A 15,959-nucleotide genomic window follows, 5' to 3' on the forward strand; every position below is an offset into this window, starting at 1 on the left:
CGCACCGAAAGCCACGTGATGCTGGTGGACCTGCGCGCGAAGAACATCACGGGCAAGGCAGCGGAAGCGGCGCTCGGCGCGGCGCACATCACGGTGAACAAGAACGCGATCCCGAACGATCCGGAGAAGCCGTTCGTGACGAGCGGCATCCGCCTCGGTTCGCCGGCGATGACGACGCGCGGCTTCGGCACGGCGGAAGCCGAGCAGGTCGGCAACCTGATCGCCGACGTGCTCGAGAACCCGGAAGATGCAGCGACGATCGAGCGCGTGCGCGCGCAAGTGGCCGAGCTGACGAAGCGTTTCCCGGTCTATCGCTGATCCGGCATGCGCTGCCCGTTCTGCCGGCATGAGGACACGCAGGTCGTCGACTCGCGCGTGTCCGAAGATGGCGCCGCGATTCGTCGGCGCCGTCGTTGCTCGGCTTGCGACAAGCGCTTCACGACGTACGAGCGGGTCGAGCTGAACCTGCCGGCCGTCGTGAAGAAGGACGGCAGCCGCACGGAATTCGACCGTCGCAAGATCGTCGCCAGCATGCAACTCGCGCTGCGCAAGCGGCCGGTTGCGGCTGACGCGATCGACGCGGCGGTCGCCCGCATCGAATATCAGCTGCTCGCAACCGGCGAGCGTGAAGTGCGTAGCGAGAAGCTCGGCGAGCTCGTGATGAACGAGCTGCGCGGCCTCGATACGATCGCCTATGTCCGTTTCGCGTCGGTTTACCGCCGGTTCGAGGACGTTTCCGAATTTGCCGACGTGATCGAAGAGTTCCGTCGCGCGTCCCCCTCCAAGCCTCCGCGTAAGCGCTGACGCGCTGCGTCCGTTCATCGTCTTCTCCGTGGTTCAGTTCGCGCCGATTGTGTCGGCTGCGATCGCACGTCGCCAGTCGGCCGTTCGGCCAATGGCGCGCGTTCGCTCGCGTCGCTACAGTCGACGCATCACGTTGACGGAGGGCGATCGCGATGGGACTGCACCGGCAGGGTGTTGAAAAACGCATGCGATGCGGCGGCTTCACGCTCGTCGAGTTGATGGTCGCGATCGCGCTGGCAGCCGCGATCGGACTTTACGCCGCACCCGCATTCGATCAGTGGCGCATGCGCGAACGCGTGGAGGCCCGCGCGCTCGCGCTGCTTGGTGCGCTGTCGTTCGCGCGCACCGAGGCGACGCGTCTCGGCGTGCGTGTCACGCTGTGCAGGGCCGGGCGCGATGGCGACTGCGTGCGGCCCGGCGAGCGGTGCGATCCGGCGGAATGGTCGTGCGGCTGGATCGTCAGCGGGCAGTTCGACGGGCAGTCGCGCGTGCTGCGGCGCTATCCGCGCGATGCCGACGTCGCTATCGCGGGCGCGGCGCACGATCTGGCATTTGCGCCGTCGGCAGGCCAGGTGATCGGCGGGATCCGGCGTTTCGAATTGCGTCCGCAGCGTGCGCTGCCCGGCGATGACGCACGCGTATCGCGCTGCATCCGGATCGCGGCGGGCGGTCGGGCACGCGTCGTCGCCGGTCGTTGCGACGCGGCATGACGTGCGCACGCAAGTCGATGCGCGGCACGTCGCTGCTCGAAGCGGTGCTGGCCATCGCGTTGCTCGCAACCGTGATGCTGGCCGTGGCCGGCAGTCAGCTCGCGATGACGCGCACGCAGCGGGCGACGATCTGGCGTGAACGCGCGCTGTGGCTGGCCGACGCTCGCATCGAGCGCCGGCGCGCGGCGACGGGCGCCGACGACGGCATCGCGGCGCTCGCGGCTGCATCGCTGCCCGGCGGCACGATGACACTCGACGATGGACCGGCCGGTGTCCGCTACGTGGTGGTCGGCTGGCGCGACACCAACGCCTACGCGGCGACTTCCACGCGATGTGAAGGTGCGGGCGCTACGGTCAAGCCGGCGTCGTGCGTGCGGATACCGTTTCGGGAGGCCCATGCCGATGCGGACGAACGCTGATCGCCGCAGCCGCGCGCATACACTGCTCGAAGTGCTGATCGCGATGACCGTCGGCCTGCTCGTGCTTGCCGCGGCCGGTGCGCTGTACCACGCCCAGCGCATCGCGCAGCGGCGCGCGGAAGACGGGTTCCGGATGCGCGATGCGGCCGCGACCGCGCTGATGCTGATCGGCCAGCAGATCCAGATGGCCGGGTTTCGTCCGCTCGATGTCGAAGGGGCGTCATCGCTGCCGCCGGTGTTCGGTTGTTCCGCGGGGCGCGTGCGAGGCGATGGCGCGCAGGTGCGCTGCGAAGCCGTGCGCGCAGCGTCGGATGCGGTGCTGGTTCGGTATGTCGGCGATGCCGTGTCGACGTGGCCGACGGTCGGTGCACAGGTGTCGGATTGTCTCGGGCAGGGTGTCGGCGCTCCCGGTGAGCGGTCGCTCGTGGAAAACCGTTTCGACGCGCATGTCAGCCCGTCGACGGGCGAGCCCGAGTTGTACTGCGAGGGAAGCGGGCGCCCGGGTACGCCGCAGCCCGTCGTGTCCGGCATCGATCAGCTGCGGGTCCGTTACCTGCGTCGCGCAGGCGCGCGGTTCGTCAACGCGGAGGCGATGGGTGCCGGCGACTGGCACGATGTCGTCGCCGTGCATGTATGCGTGCGGGCGCGTGGCGAACCGATTGACGGGCCCGCGCGTCATGTCGATTGCGACGGCCGCACGGCCGTTTCGCGGGACGATCGCGCGCATCTGGTGCTGCATCGAATCGTCGCGTTGCGCAATGCCGCGGTCGCATTCGCGGATCCCGTCCGTGACGCGGCGCAGGACCACGAGGTAGCGCGATGATCCATGCAACCGAATTCGTCGGCGAGCTTGCGATGCGAATCGCGGCCGTCCGCGCAAGGGGGCGCATCGTTGCTTTCTTCGACTCACAGCAAGCGGTGAGGGCCTCATGCTGAGCGGAAGAACGACGCGCGCACGCTTTCCATCCGCCAGCCGCGGCTGGCGTCGCGACGCGGGCCTTGCATTGCCTGCCGTGATCGCTGTCGGCGCGGCGGTCGCCGCGCTGACCGGCACATGGTTCGAATCCGCGCTGACGGAATCGCGCCGCACGCGTGCATTGTCGGACCGGTTGATTGCATTTCACGCGGCCGACGCAGCACTGGCAGCCTGTACCGCGCGATTGCTCCGCGGCGGGGCGCCGTACATGGACGAACCGCTATCACCCGGCGAGCCGGATGCATGGCGGCGTACGCCCGCGCTGGGCGTCGACGATGCATTCGCACCGTTCGCCTCCTGGCCGATGGCGGCCCAGCCGCCGCGTTGCCTGATCGAGGCCTGGCGAGGCGTCGGTCCGCAAGGGAGTCGCGCTTACCTCGTCACCGCGCGTGGTGTCGGCGGCCATGCGTCGAGCGTGGTCTGGCTGCAGAGCCAGGTCGCGCTGCGCGACGGACGCATTGTGGCGCAGCGCTGGCGTCGCGTCGCGGCGGTGCATCGATGAAAGCGCCTGGATTGCTGCGCCGGTCGGCGGCGTTCACGTTGCTCGAACTGATGATCGTGCTTGCGATCGTCGCTGTGCTGGCCGCGTGGGGCGTCCCGTCGTATCGCGAACATGTCGCGCGCATGCATCGCGCGTCCGCGGTTGCCGCGCTGTATCGCGCCGCTCAATATCTCGAAACGCTCGACGGCCCGGCGCCGCAGACGTTGCCGGATGCATACGCACAGGCACCGCCGGACGGGCAGGCGATTTACCGCGTGGGGCTGAAACGATCGGTCGGCGACGATGCGCAGGTCGTCTACGAACTCGTTGCGAACCCGCTCGAGGCAGGCCCGATGCGTGCCGATGCATGCGGCGCATTCACACTGCGTTCGGACGGCACGAAAGGCAATACGGGATCGAGCGACGCAGCGTCCGAGACACTGGGGCGGACATGCTGGGGCGTGCGCTGATCGCCCGATTACCCGATCGTCCGATCACGCACGGAAAACGCGCACCGCCGGATGGCCGTGCACGCCCGTCGTTGCGTATCAGTCGTCGTTCGCGGCCATTGCGCGTTCATCGCGCGACTGTTTCCAGATCCGGTAGAACTCCCACGCGGCGAAGCCGACGGTGCCCCACTTCAGCGCGGGGCCCGCGCTCGCGCGCAGCAGCGATCGAATGGGTTTCGCCAGCACGAGCGACGCGAGCGAACTCAGCATCGGATACTGGTTGACGAGCTGGCCGAGGTTCGCGTTCAGGTTCTTGGCGGACTGGCTCAACTTGCCGCTCGACAGGCCGGGGATGAACACCTTGAGCCAGCTGAAGCGCGTGACGGCGTGGCGCATTTCGGCGGCGGCTTCGGCAAGCTCGAGCCGCTCGACCTCGGATCGCAGGATCAGCAATTCCTTGCGGAGCGCGCGATGCTGCGACGCGCTCCACTTCGATCGCGACGAATGGGGGCGGGGCGAGTGGCCCGTGACGTTCTGGCTCATGGCGCGTCGGCGAAGTAGGTGAGAGGGGTGAACGCGACTGCGTTCACGGCTTGCCGCGGAAAGCCTCGCGGTCTTTCTCGAGCTCGGCGAGCGTTGCTTCGAACACGGTCGGCGCCTCGCGCAGGCCCGTGCGCGCCTTCAGCGCACATGCGATACCGGCGATCGCGTACAGCGCGGTGATGACCGCGAGCGATTGCCACCGGTAGGTGTCCCAGAACGCGATCGTGACGAGCACGGTCAGGCTGATGAGCGCCATCGTCGCGAGCATCATGGCCGCGAGCCCGAGGAACAGCACGCCCATCAGGCGTTCCTTCTCCTCGGCGAGTTCGATGCCGACCAGTTCGAGGCGCGTCTGCAGCAGGCCGATCGCGGAGCCGACGAAGCGGCGCAACGGTCCCTGGCCGGACGGCTGCGAGTGGGTGTCTGTCGTCATGAATAAGGCGCTTGCGCGCGCAGTGAGCGTCTAGGTCAAAGCTGGCCGGCGGCGAACCGCCGGCCGGCTTCGGCGCCCATGTGCCGCACCGGGCGGCGCATGGGGCGGAACGGCGCCGAGCGCGTTACTTGCGGTTGATCAGCAGGCCGATCAGCACACCGACGCCGGCGGCGACGCCGATCGACGTCCACGGATGCTCGTGCACGTAGTCGTCGGTCGCGCGCGCGGCCTTCTTGCCTTTCTCGACCACCACGACCTGGACGTCGGTTGCCTTTTCCTTGGCCTGCTTCAGGCGCGACAGGGCTTTTTCGCGCAGTTCCGCCGCACGGTCGCCCGTGCTGCTCGCCGCTTGCTTGAGCAGATCCTCGGCGTCCGCGAGAACGGTTTTGATATCCGACATCAGTTTCTCCTTGTTGATTTCCGACATTGCAACTCCCTTCATGCTGTCATGCTGCAGGTTCACATCCTAGCGAAACGCCTGCCCGCTGGCGAGCCGGGACAAATAAACGGCGGCAGTGCAAGACTGCATGGTAAACGACTCGTAATCGTCAACAGAGCTTCAGACGATACGAAAAGTTTCCCTGGACGCCATTCGTGCCGCGCCGCCACCCGGCAAAAATGACAAAAAAGTATGAATATCAAACGTAATAATCGTTCGCATGTCTCATTGCTTCCCGTAAGCTGATGGACTGTCCCGCGCCATCCAGCGCGCGGTTTCAACCAGCATCGTTCGAGGAGGGAACATCATGAGTCTGCGTCTTGGCGACATCGCACCGGATTTCGAGCAGGAATCGAGCCTGGGCCCCATCAAGTTTCACGAGTGGCTGGGCGACAGCTGGGGTGTCCTGTTCTCGCACCCGGCCGATTACACGCCGGTGTGCACGACTGAACTCGGGCTGACCTCGAAGCTGAAGGGCGAATTCGAGAAACGCAACGTGAAGGTGATCGCGCTGTCGGTCGACGGCGTCGAATCGCACAAGGGCTGGATCAACGACATCAACGAAACGCAGTCGACCGTGGTCGGTTTCCCGATCATCGCCGACGCGGACCGCAAGGTTTCGCAGCTGTACGACATGATCCACCCGAACGCGAACGAAACGCTGACGGTGCGCTCGCTGTTCGTGATCGATCCGAACAAGAAGGTGCGGCTCACCATCACCTATCCGGCCAGCACCGGCCGTAACTTCGACGAAGTGTTGCGCGTGATCGACTCGCTGCAGCTGACCGACAATTACAAGGTCGCGACGCCCGGCAACTGGAAGGACGGCGACGACGTCGTGATCGTGCCGTCGCTGCAGGATCCGGAAGAGCTGAAGAAACGCTTCCCGAAGGGTTTCAACGCCGTGCGGCCGTACCTGCGCCTCACGCCGCAGCCGAACAAGTAAGGAGCGGCTGCCGCCTCGGCGGCGCGTGACGAACGCGCGTCGATGAAAACGGCCCGCCCGGCAGCGATGCCGGGCGGGCCGTGTCGTTTCAGCGGCGACGATGCGACGCGAAGGGCGCCGCGCCGGGCAGGCGAATGATCAGAAGAATGCCTGGATGCCCGTCTGGGCGCGGCCGAGGATCAGCGCATGGATATCGTGCGTGCCTTCGTACGTATTCACCACTTCGAGGTTCACGAGGTGGCGCGCGACGCCGAATTCGTCCGAGATGCCGTTGCCGCCGAGCATGTCGCGCGCGAGCCGCGCGATGTCGAGTGCCTTGCCGCACGAGTTGCGCTTCATGATCGACGTGATCTCGACGGCCGCCGTGCCTTCGTCCTTCATCCGGCCGAGACGCAGCACGCCTTGCAGGCCGAGCGTGATTTCGGTCTGCATGTCGGCGAGCTTCTTCTGGATCAACTGGTTCGCGGCGAGCGGGCGGCCGAACTGCTTGCGGTCGAGCACGTACTGGCGCGCGGTGTGCCAGCAGGACTCGGCTGCGCCGAGCGCGCCCCAGGCGATCCCGTAGCGCGCCGAGTTCAGGCACGTGAACGGGCCGCGCAGGCCGCTCACGTCCGGCATCAGGTTCTCTTCGGGCACGAACACCTCGTCGAGGACGATCTCGCCGGTGATCGACGCACGCAGCCCGACCTTGCCGTGGATCGCCGGCGCCGACAGTCCCTTCCAGCCCTTCTCGAGAATGAAGCCGCGGATCGCGTCCTTGCCGTTTTCTTCCAGTTTCGCCCACACGACGAACACGTCGGCGATCGGCGAGTTGGTGATCCACATCTTCGCGCCGGACAGCGAATAGCCGCCGGGCACCTTCTTCGCGCGCGTGACCATGCTGCCCGGGTCGGAGCCGTGGTTCGGCTCGGTCAGCCCGAAGCAGCCGATCCATTCGCCGCTCGCGAGCTTCGGCAGGTATTTCTGCTTCTGCGCGTCCGAGCCGAATTCGTGAATCGGCACCATCACGAGCGACGACTGCACGGACATCATCGAGCGGTAGCCGGAGTCGACGCGCTCGACTTCGCGCGCGATCAGCCCGTAGCTCACGTAATTGAGACCGGGGCCGCCGTATTCTTCAGGAATCGTCGGGCCGAGCAGGCCGATCTCGCCCATCTCGCGGAAGATCTCGGCGTCGGTGCGCTCGTGGCGGAACGCTTCGGTCACGCGCGGCGCGAGCTTGTCCCGCGCGTACGCGTGCGCGGCATCGCGCACCATCCGCTCTTCTTCGGTCAGTTGCTGGTCGAGCAGCAGCGGATCGTCCCAATGAAAAGTTGCAGCAACCATCGTTTCATCTCCTGTCGGCCCCGGGTTGGCGCTTCGCCGCCTGGCCCGATGTCTAAAGTTCGCTTGACTCAGGTTCCGCTGTGCGGAACAATGTTTTGCAAAACGAACCCAGTGTAGCATCAGATGACGCTTTCAACCATCGACGAAACCACGATCGACGAACGCAAGTTCGTCGTTGCGCTCGCGCGCGGGCTCGACCTGCTGCGCGCCTTCCGGCCCGGCGAGACGATGCTCGGCAATCGCGACTTCGCGGAGCGCACCGGGCTGCCGAAGGCGACGGTGAACCGGCTCGCCTACACGCTGACCGTGCTCGGCTACCTGCGCTACGACGAGACGCTCGGAAAGTATGCGCTCGACGCCGGCGTGCTGTCGCTCGGCTACGCGCTGCTGTCCGGCTCGGGCACCCTCGATCTCGCGCGGCCGCACATGCAGGCGCTCGCGCGCGAGATCGGCGCGGCCGTGTCGCTCGGCTGCCGGGACGGGCTCGACATGATCTATCTGGAGACGATCCGCAGCGAAACGGCGCTGACGCTCGGGCTGGCGCCCGGCTCGCGGCTGTCGATGCTGACGAGCTCGATGGGGCGCGCGTACCTGGCCGTGCAGCCGGAGGACGTGCGCCGCGCGCTCTACGCGGATCTGCACCGGGCGGCGGGCGGCGCGGCCGATGCGGATGCACTCGTCGCGGCAGCCCAGGACGCGGTGGCCGAATTCTCCGCGGGCGGATGCTGTTATTCGTTCCGCGCGTGGCACATGGACGTGAACGCGGCGGCCGTGCCGTTTCGCGAGCCGCGCGAGGGGCGCTGGCTGATCCTGAGCTGCAGCGGGCCTGCGTCGTCGATGGACGAGGACGTGTTCCGCACGCAGGTCGGGCCGAAGCTGAAGGCGCTCGCGCAGCGGCTCGGGCAGACGGGCTGAAACAGGCCCTGCGCGGCGTGTCGCCGGGGCGCCCGGGCACGCGAGCGGGCGCGCCGACATCCCGATCCTCACCGCTACCCGCTCGCTGAATCGAATCCACGATCCTGCGCGGCGCTCCCCGCGCGCCGGCAGCCACACCGCCAATCAGGCCGTGACGACCTTCGCGAACACCGGCCCCTGCATGAACCGCACGTCGTGCTGGCGCAGCAGCTCGCACTGCGTCTCGTCGACGACGCCGTCGAAAATCAGCGGAATCCGCACGCGCTGCGCATACGCGACCAGCGCCTTCACCATCCCGTCGCGCAGCGCGATGCCCGCATCCATCTTGATGTAGTCGGGTCGCGCCATCTCCGATTCGACCGCGAGGATCCGGCCCGGGTCGGGCAGCTTGTCGGCGACCTTGAAGCCGTGATGCTGGTAGCTGCGCGTCAGGTAGCCGAGGAAGGTCTTGTGCGCGACCGCGACGGCCGGCAGCTCGATCACGATCCGCTCGGTCGGCAGCCCGAAGCGCTGCAGCACCGACGAGAAATGCTTGCCGTGGTCGTACTTCACGCTCTTGAGCAGCCGCTCGTGCACGCGCAGGAACAGCAGCCCGTGACGTTGCGCGCCGAAGAAGTTGATCGCGTGCAGCGCGCGCGACAGCCGGTCGATCGCGACGAGTGTCTGGTCGTCGACGGCCGAATCGACCGGGTCGTGCGGCGTGCCCGTGACCAGCGTGACGGCCTGGAAGCCGAGTTCGTCGCCGTAGCGCTCGATCGCGTCCGCGAACGACGTCGACTGCGGCGCGCCGGGCATCGTCACGTCGTAGATCGGTTCATAGGCGCTCGCGAGCGTGCGCTCCGGCAGATTGGCGCACGCGGTGCCGCCCTCGGCGAGCGCAAGGTGTTCACGCAGATACGGCAGTTGCCCGGCACGGACGACCAGCTCGGGAATGTTGGGCGGAATCATCGGCGTGGGAAGGAAAAAATGGCGGCCGAAAGGGCCGCCTCATCTCTCGATATTAGCAGCGCGAGCCCGGCTCGGCTTGGCGTTTCGCTCATATGGTTATCCCGTTCCGGAACCGGCGGCTAGGGTTTACGTTGATTTCACTATTCGTAATTGGTTTTACTATTCGTAAATCCAAGAATATGTCGCCGATCAAGAAAAGCGGCGTTCGGGCGCCCGCAGCGGTGCCGTTTCCCGAATCGGATCAACAGGAAGCAAGGAGCGAGACGTGGCGGTTGACAGGAAGTGGACGGAACAGGGCGGGCCGCGGCGGCGGCGGGCAACGGGCATGAGCGGAACGACGCTGCGCGCGCCGGCATGCGCACGGCAGGGTTGAGGAGCGGATGGCGACCATGAGCATCGATTACCAGACGCTGAAGTTCGACTACCGGCCGCGCGCGACGCGCGCCGCCGGCGATGACGCGACCCTCCACCCGGTGATCGTCGTCGGCGCGGGCCCGGTGGGCCTGTCGGCCGCGATCGACCTGGCGCAGCAGGGCGTGCCGGTCGTGCTGCTCGACGACGACGACACGCTGTCGACGGGCTCGCGCGCGATCTGCTTCGCGAAGCGCACGCTCGAGATCTTCGACCGGCTCGGCTGCGGCGAGCGCTTCGTCGACAAGGGCGTGAGCTGGCATGTCGGCAAGGTGTTCCTGCAGGACGAACAGCTGTATGCGTTCGACCTGCTGCCGGAGGAAGGCCACGCGCGTCCCGCGTTCATCAACCTGCAGCAGTACTACGTCGAAGGCTATCTGGCCGAGCGCGCGTTCGCGCTGCCCAACCTCGACATTCGCTGGAAGCACAAGGTGACGGGCGTCGCGCAATCGGCGGAACACGCCACGCTCACCGTCGAGACGCCGGAAGGGATCGAGACGCTGCGTGCGCAATACGTGATCGCGGCCGACGGCTCGCGCAGCCCGATGCGCGCGGCGATGGGCCTCGAGAGCCGCGGCCGCACGTTCAAGGACCGCTTCCTGATCGCCGACGTGAAGATGAAGGCGGAATTCCCGACCGAACGCTGGTTCTGGTTCGATCCGCCGTTCCATCGCAACCAGTCGGTGCTGCTGCACCGTCAGCCCGACAACGTGTGGCGCATCGACTTCCAGCTCGGCTGGGACGCCGATCCGGTCGCCGAGAAGCAGCCGGAACGCGTGATCCCGCGCGTGCGCGCGCTGCTCGGGCCGGACGTCGAGTTCGAGCTCGAATGGGTGAGCGTCTATACGTTCCGCTGCCAGCGGATGGACACGTTCCGTCACGGCCGCGTGCTGTTCGCGGGCGATTCCGCGCACGGCGTGTCGCCGTTCGGTGCGCGCGGCGCGAACAGCGGCGTGCAGGACGCGGACAACCTCGCGTGGAAGCTGAAGCTCGTGCTCGACGGCTGCGCTGACGACCGCCTGCTCGACACCTACGCGAGCGAGCGCGAGTTCGCGGCCGACGAGAACATCCGCAATTCGACGCGCTCGACCGATTTCATCACGCCGAAGAGCGCGGTGTCGCGCGTGTTCCGCGACGCGACACTGAAGCTTGCGCGCGACTGCGAATTCGCGCGCAAGCTCGTGAACAGCGGCCGCCTGTCGGTGCCTGCCGTGCTGACCGATTCGCCGCTGAACACGCCGGACCGCAACGGCGACGCGTTCGCGTGCGCGATGCGGCCGGGCGCGGCGGCGGCCGATGCGCCGGTGCGCGCGCAGGGTGCGTCCGGCTGGCTGCTGCGGCATCTGGGCGACGGCTTCGCGGGCATGCTGTTCGGGCTGCCGGGCGACGCCGCCGCGCTCGCGCAGGCGCTCGACGGCCTCGCGCTGCCGGTGCGGCCGGTGCTGGTCGTGCCGGCCGGGCACGCGCAACCGGTGGCCGGCGTCGACGTCGTGGAGGACGTCGACGGTTTCGTCGCGCAACGCTACGACGCGAAGCCCGGCACGTTCTACCTGCTGCGTCCCGACCAGCACGTCTGCGCACGGATGCGCACGCTCGAGCGCCAGGCGATCGCCGACGCACTGGCGCGCGCGACCTGCGCACGCGCAACCGCGCATTGACCACGACAACGATACCGGAGACACCCGTCATGCCCCGACTCGACACCCGCCCGCGCCTGGCCGATCCGGACGCGTTCTACGAAGCGCTGATCGACATGCATCGCGACCTGTCGGACGCCGACAGCCAGCTCGTCAACGCGAAGCTGATCCTGCTGCTCGCGAACCAGATCGGCGACGCCGACGTGCTGCGCGAAGCGATGGCGCTCGCGCGCCAGGGCGTGACGCCGCCCGTGCATCCGGCCGCCGAGGCGGCGCAATGAGCGCGGCGCCGGCCGACGCGCGCGTGCTCGAAGTCGAGCGCGTGATCGACGACACGCATCGCCCGGGCTTTCACTGGATGCTGCTCGTGTTGTGCGGGCTGTGTCTCGTGATCGACGGCTTCGATGCGCAGGCGATGGGGTATGTCGCGCCGAGCGTGATCGCCGAATGGGGCGTGCCGAAGCAGGCGCTCGGGCCCGTGTTCAGCGCGAGCCTGTTCGGGATGCTGCTCGGCGCGCTCGGGTTGTCGGTGCTGGCCGACCGGATCGGGCGGCGCCCGGTGCTGATCGGCTCGACGCTGTTCTTCGCGGTGACGATGCTCGCGACGCCGTTCGCGGGTTCGATCCCGGTGCTGATGGCGCTGCGCTTCGTCACGGGCCTCGGCCTCGGCTGCATCATGCCGAACGCGATGGCGCTGGTCGGCGAGTTCAGCCCGGCCGCCCATCGCGTGAAGCGGATGATGATCGTGTCGTGCGGCTTCACGCTCGGCGCCGCGCTCGGCGGCTTCATCAGCGCCGCGCTGATTCCGGCGCTCGGCTGGCGCTCGGTGTTCTTCGTCGGCGGCGCGGTGCCGCTGGTGCTGACGCTCGCGATGTTCGCGCGGCTGCCCGAATCGCTGCAGTTCCTGGTGCTGAAAGGGCGCGACGCGCAGGCACGCGCCTGGCTCGCGCGCTTCGCGCCGCAGGCCGGCATCGACGCGAACACGCGCCTCGTCGTGCGCGAGCGCGCGGCGAGCGGCGCGCCGGTCGCCGAGCTGTTCCGTCATGGCCGCCTGCCGGTCACGCTGCTGCTGTGGGCAATCAGCTTCATGAACCTGATCGACCTGTACTTCCTGTCGAACTGGCTGCCGACGGTGATGCGCGACGCGGGCTATTCGCCGGGAACGGCGGTGATCGTCGGCACTGTGCTGCAGACGGGCGGCGTGATCGGCACGCTGTCGCTCGGCTGGTTCATCGAACGCTACGGCTTCGTGCGCGTGCTGTTCGCGTGCTTCGCATGCGCGGCCGTGTCGGTGGGGCTGATCGGCTCGGTCGCGCATGCGCTGCCGTGGCTGCTGCTCGTCGTGTTCGCCGGCGGGTTCTGCGTGGTCGGCGGGCAGCCGGCCGTGAACGCGCTCGCGGGCCAGTATTACCCGACGTCGCTGCGCTCGACCGGCATTGGCTGGAGCCTCGGCATCGGCCGGATCGGCTCGGTGCTCGGGCCGCTCGTCGGCGGACAACTGATTGCGCTCAACTGGACCAACGGCGCGCTGTTCCATGCAGCCGCGGTGCCCGTGCTGTGCTCGGCGCTGTTCGTGCTGGGCCTGGCCGGCGTCACGCGGCGCAATGGTGCGCAGGCGCCGAACGCCGCCTTGAATTGATGGAGAAAGGAAACGATGACGCTTGACCTGTCGAAACCGGCGACCGCCGGCTACCTGAGCGGATTCGCGAACGAATTCGCGACCGAGGCGCTGCCCGGCGCGCTGCCGCACGGCCGCAACTCGCCGCAGCGCGCGCCGTACGGGCTCTATGCGGAGCAGCTGTCGGGCACCGCGTTTACCGCACCGCGCAGCCACAACCGCCGCTCGTGGCTGTACCGGATCCGGCCGGCGGCCGTGCACCGGCCGTTCGAGCCGTTCACGGGCCCGCAGCGGCTCGTGTCGGAATTCGGCGATTCGGCCGACGTGCCGCCGACGCCGCCGAACCAGCTGCGCTGGGATCCGCTGCCGATGCCGGTCGAGCCGACCGATTTCGTCGAAGGGCTCGTGACGATGGCCGGCAACGGCTCGGCGGCCGCGATGAACGGCTGTGCGATCCACCTGTACGCGGCGAACCGCTCGATGCAGGACCGCTTTTTCTACAGCGCCGACGGCGAGCTGCTGATCGTGCCGCAGCAGGGGCGGCTCTTCATCGCGACCGAATTCGGCCGGCTCGACGTCGAGCCGTTCGAGATCGCGGTGATTCCGCGCGGCGTGCGTTTTTCCGTCGCGCTGCCGGACGGCGATGCGCGCGGCTACATCTGCGAGAACTTCGGCGCGCTGCTGCGCCTGCCGGACCTCGGCCCCATCGGTTCGAACGGCCTCGCGAACCCGCGCGATTTCCTCACGCCGCAGGCCGCGTACGAGGATCGCGAGGGCGCGTTCGAGCTGGTCGCGAAGCTGAACGGGCGCCTGTGGCGCGCGGACATCGGCCATTCGCCGTTCGACGTCGTCGCGTGGCACGGCAACTACGCGCCGTACAAATACGACCTGCGCCTGTTCAACACGATCGGCTCGATCAGCTTCGACCATCCCGATCCGTCGATCTTTCTCGTGCTGCAGTCGCCCAGCGACACGCCGGGCGTCGACACGATCGACTTCGTGATCTTCCCGCCGCGCTGGCTCGCGGCCGAGGATACGTTCCGCCCGCCTTGGTTCCACCGCAACGTCGCGAGCGAGTTCATGGGGCTCGTGCACGGCGCGTACGACGCGAAGGCCGAAGGCTTCGTGCCGGGTGGCGCGAGCCTGCACAACTGCATGTCGGGCCACGGGCCGGACGCGGACACGTTCGAGAAGGCGTCGGCGAGCGACACGACGAAGCCGCACAAGGTCGACGCGACGATGGCGTTCATGTTCGAAACCCGCACGCTGATCCGGCCGACGCGCTATGCGCTCGACACCGCGCAGCTGCAGGCCGACTACTTCGAATGCTGGCAAGGCATCAGGAAACACTTCAATCCGGAGCAACGATGAGCGATACCCAAGACTGGCGCGCGACGCTCGACCCGGCTCGCAAGAGCTGGGTCGAGACGGCGAACGATCCCGCCTGCGATTTCCCGATCCAGAACCTGCCGTTCGGGATCTTCAGCGATGCGAAGCAACCGGCGCGCCGCGCGGGCGTCGCGCTCGGCGACCAGATCGTCGACCTCGCCGCGCTCGCGCGTGCGGGCCTCGTGACGCTGCCGGCCGGCGCCGACGTGTTCGCCGCGCCGACGCTCAATGCGTTCATCGCGCTCGGCCGCGATGCGTGGCGCAGCGTGCGTGTGCAACTGTCGACGCTGTTTTCGCGCGACGACGCGCGACTGCGCGATGACGCCGCGTTGCGCGCGCAAGCGCTCGTCGCACAGCGCGATGCGACGCTGCACCTGCCGGTCGACATTCCCGGCTACACCGATTTCTATTCGTCGAAGGAGCATGCGACCAACGTCGGCTCGATGTTTCGCGATCCGAAGAATGCGCTGCTGCCGAACTGGTCGGAGATGCCGATCGGCTACAACGGCCGTGCGTCGTCGGTGGTCGTGAGCGGCACGCCGGTGCGGCGCCCGAATGGGCAGCTGAAGCTGCCCGACCAGGAGCGTCCGGTGTTCGGCGCGTGCCGCAAGCTCGACATCGAACTGGAGACGGGCTTCATCGTCGGCCGCGGCAATGCGCTCGGCGAGCCGATCGCGTGCGAGGATGCCGAAGCGCACATCTTCGGGATGGTGCTGCTGAACGACTGGAGCGCGCGCGACATCCAGCAGTGGGAATACGTGCCGCTCGGCCCGTTCAACTCGAAGGGCTTCGCGACGACGATCTCGCCCTGGATCGTCACGCTCGACGCGCTCGAACCGTTTCGCGTCGCGCAGCCCGAACAGTCGCCGCAGCCGCTCGCGTATCTGCGGCACGCGGGCAAGCATGCATTCGACATCGCGCTCGAAGTGACGCTGCGCGCCGAAGGTGCGCCCGAAGCGACGTCGATCTGCCGCACCAACTTCAGGCACATGTACTGGACGATGGCGCAGCAGCTCGCGCATCACACGGTCGCAGGCTGCAACACGCGCGTGGGCGACCTGATGGGTTCGGGCACGATCAGCGGGCCGACGAAGGATTCGTTCGGCAGCCTGCTCGAACTGACGTGGAACGGCAAGGAGCCGCTCGCGCTGAACGGCGGCGGCAGCCGCGCGTTCATCGAGGACGGCGACGAGCTCACGCTCGCCGGGTGGTGCCAGGGCGATGGTTATCGCGTCGGCTTCGGCACCTGTGCCGGCAAGATCCTTCCCGCGCGGGGCGCGTGACGGATCGCGGCGCGACATGTAGCGCGTAGTCCGGAAGGACAGGGCGGCCCGCATTAAGTGGGCCGTTTTCGTTTTGTCGGCGGGGCGCGCGTGTGCGTCGATGCGTGCTGGTGGGTGATGCTGCGCACGCGTTTCAGTGTCAGGGTGTCTGAGTCGGCGCCAGCGTTAGCGTCGGCATCGGCATCGGCATCGGCATCGGCATCGGCATCGGCGTCAGCATCAACGCCAACGC

18 protein-coding genes and 1 pseudogene are annotated in these 15,959 nt (G+C 67.8%); 14 read left to right on the forward strand and 5 right to left on the reverse strand.

The window, feature by feature from the left end; translation table 11 throughout:
- The 7 genes and pseudogenes from glyA to DIE02_RS11060 all read left to right on the forward strand — a co-directional run.
- A pseudogene (glyA, locus tag DIE02_RS11030) lies at window positions 1–318 on the forward strand (serine hydroxymethyltransferase); the annotation flags it as partial.
- Window positions 319–324: 6 nt separating this feature from the next.
- Window positions 325–804 carry a transcriptional regulator NrdR gene (gene nrdR / locus DIE02_RS11035; RefSeq protein ID WP_006760615.1) on the forward strand — a complete coding sequence of 160 codons (480 nt, stop codon included), beginning with the start codon at window positions 325–327 and terminating at the stop codon, window positions 802–804.
- A gap of 152 nt (window positions 805–956) precedes the next feature.
- Window positions 957–1,514 carry a GspH/FimT family pseudopilin gene (locus DIE02_RS11040; protein WP_124528988.1) on the forward strand — a complete coding sequence of 186 codons (558 nt, stop codon included), beginning with the start codon at window positions 957–959 and terminating at the stop codon, window positions 1,512–1,514.
- Window positions 1,511–1,933: a hypothetical protein gene (locus DIE02_RS11045; protein ID WP_044844097.1), complete on the forward strand. Its 423-nt coding sequence runs from the start codon at window positions 1,511–1,513 to the stop codon at window positions 1,931–1,933. Before DIE02_RS11040 ends, DIE02_RS11045 begins: the two co-directional genes overlap by 4 nt.
- On the forward strand, window positions 1,917–2,756 hold the full coding sequence (locus DIE02_RS11050; RefSeq protein WP_124528990.1) for a PilW family protein: 840 nt from the start codon (window positions 1,917–1,919) through the stop codon (window positions 2,754–2,756). The genes DIE02_RS11045 and DIE02_RS11050 overlap by 17 nt, the downstream gene beginning before the upstream one ends.
- Before the next feature lie 106 nt (window positions 2,757–2,862).
- Complete coding sequence (locus DIE02_RS11055) at window positions 2,863–3,411, forward strand: pilus assembly protein (RefSeq protein ID WP_124488706.1); 549 nt, start codon at window positions 2,863–2,865, stop codon at window positions 3,409–3,411.
- Window positions 3,408–3,860, forward strand: coding sequence for a type IV pilin protein (locus tag DIE02_RS11060; protein ID WP_124488707.1), 453 nt, complete (start codon window positions 3,408–3,410; stop codon window positions 3,858–3,860). Before DIE02_RS11055 ends, DIE02_RS11060 begins: the two co-directional genes overlap by 4 nt.
- A gap of 78 nt (window positions 3,861–3,938) precedes the next feature.
- On the opposite strand, the gene DIE02_RS11065 is transcribed toward DIE02_RS11060, so the two are convergent.
- From DIE02_RS11065 to DIE02_RS11075, 3 genes are all read right to left on the reverse strand, one after another.
- Window positions 3,939–4,382 carry a DUF3318 domain-containing protein gene (locus tag DIE02_RS11065; protein WP_124488708.1) on the reverse strand — a complete coding sequence of 148 codons (444 nt, stop codon included), beginning with the start codon at window positions 4,380–4,382 and terminating at the stop codon, window positions 3,939–3,941.
- A 43-nt stretch (window positions 4,383–4,425) separates the two neighbouring features.
- Window positions 4,426–4,815 carry a phage holin family protein gene (locus DIE02_RS11070; RefSeq protein WP_044844100.1) on the reverse strand — a complete coding sequence of 130 codons (390 nt, stop codon included), beginning with the start codon at window positions 4,813–4,815 and terminating at the stop codon, window positions 4,426–4,428.
- A gap of 124 nt (window positions 4,816–4,939) precedes the next feature.
- Window positions 4,940–5,242: a YqjD family protein gene (locus tag DIE02_RS11075; RefSeq protein WP_044844101.1), complete on the reverse strand. Its 303-nt coding sequence runs from the start codon at window positions 5,240–5,242 to the stop codon at window positions 4,940–4,942.
- A gap of 319 nt (window positions 5,243–5,561) precedes the next feature.
- Between DIE02_RS11075 and DIE02_RS11080 the strand changes: the two genes are divergently transcribed.
- A complete protein-coding gene (locus tag DIE02_RS11080; RefSeq protein WP_034182833.1) occupies window positions 5,562–6,200 on the forward strand; it encodes a peroxiredoxin in 639 nt (212 codons plus the stop codon).
- Window positions 6,201–6,338: 138 nt separating this feature from the next.
- On the opposite strand, the gene DIE02_RS11085 is transcribed toward DIE02_RS11080, so the two are convergent.
- Window positions 6,339–7,526 carry an acyl-CoA dehydrogenase gene (locus DIE02_RS11085; protein WP_124488709.1) on the reverse strand — a complete coding sequence of 396 codons (1,188 nt, stop codon included), beginning with the start codon at window positions 7,524–7,526 and terminating at the stop codon, window positions 6,339–6,341.
- Between the two features lie 123 nt (window positions 7,527–7,649).
- Between DIE02_RS11085 and DIE02_RS11090 the strand changes: the two genes are divergently transcribed.
- Window positions 7,650–8,441 carry an IclR family transcriptional regulator gene (locus DIE02_RS11090; protein WP_124488710.1) on the forward strand — a complete coding sequence of 264 codons (792 nt, stop codon included), beginning with the start codon at window positions 7,650–7,652 and terminating at the stop codon, window positions 8,439–8,441.
- A 144-nt stretch (window positions 8,442–8,585) separates the two neighbouring features.
- Here the strand turns inward: DIE02_RS11090 and DIE02_RS11095 are convergent, their stop codons facing one another.
- Window positions 8,586–9,389, reverse strand: coding sequence for an EAL domain-containing protein (locus DIE02_RS11095; RefSeq protein WP_044844104.1), 804 nt, complete (start codon window positions 9,387–9,389; stop codon window positions 8,586–8,588).
- A gap of 380 nt (window positions 9,390–9,769) precedes the next feature.
- Here DIE02_RS11095 and DIE02_RS11105 point away from each other — a divergent pair, with 380 nt between their 5' ends.
- From DIE02_RS11105 to fahA, 5 genes are read left to right on the forward strand one after another with little or no spacing between them, the layout of a single operon-like run.
- On the forward strand, window positions 9,770–11,458 hold the full coding sequence (locus DIE02_RS11105; protein WP_124528992.1) for an FAD-dependent oxidoreductase: 1,689 nt from the start codon (window positions 9,770–9,772) through the stop codon (window positions 11,456–11,458).
- Window positions 11,459–11,487: 29 nt separating this feature from the next.
- A complete protein-coding gene (locus DIE02_RS11110; protein ID WP_044844106.1) occupies window positions 11,488–11,718 on the forward strand; it encodes a DUF2783 domain-containing protein in 231 nt (76 codons plus the stop codon).
- Entirely contained in the window at window positions 11,715–13,076 is a 1,362-nt protein-coding gene (locus DIE02_RS11115; protein ID WP_124528994.1) for an MFS transporter, read from the forward strand. Before DIE02_RS11110 ends, DIE02_RS11115 begins: the two co-directional genes overlap by 4 nt.
- A gap of 15 nt (window positions 13,077–13,091) precedes the next feature.
- Window positions 13,092–14,426 (forward strand): homogentisate 1,2-dioxygenase, encoded by a 1,335-nt coding sequence (gene hmgA / locus DIE02_RS11120; RefSeq protein ID WP_044844108.1) that lies wholly within the window; start codon window positions 13,092–13,094, stop codon window positions 14,424–14,426.
- Window positions 14,423–15,727: a fumarylacetoacetase gene (gene fahA / locus DIE02_RS11125; protein WP_124488714.1), complete on the forward strand. Its 1,305-nt coding sequence runs from the start codon at window positions 14,423–14,425 to the stop codon at window positions 15,725–15,727. Before hmgA ends, fahA begins: the two co-directional genes overlap by 4 nt.
- Window positions 15,728–15,959: the final 232 nt, after the last annotated feature.

It is taken from the genome of Burkholderia sp. Bp8991 (assembly GCF_003853795.1).
Classification (GTDB): Bacteria; Pseudomonadota; Gammaproteobacteria; order Burkholderiales; family Burkholderiaceae; genus Burkholderia.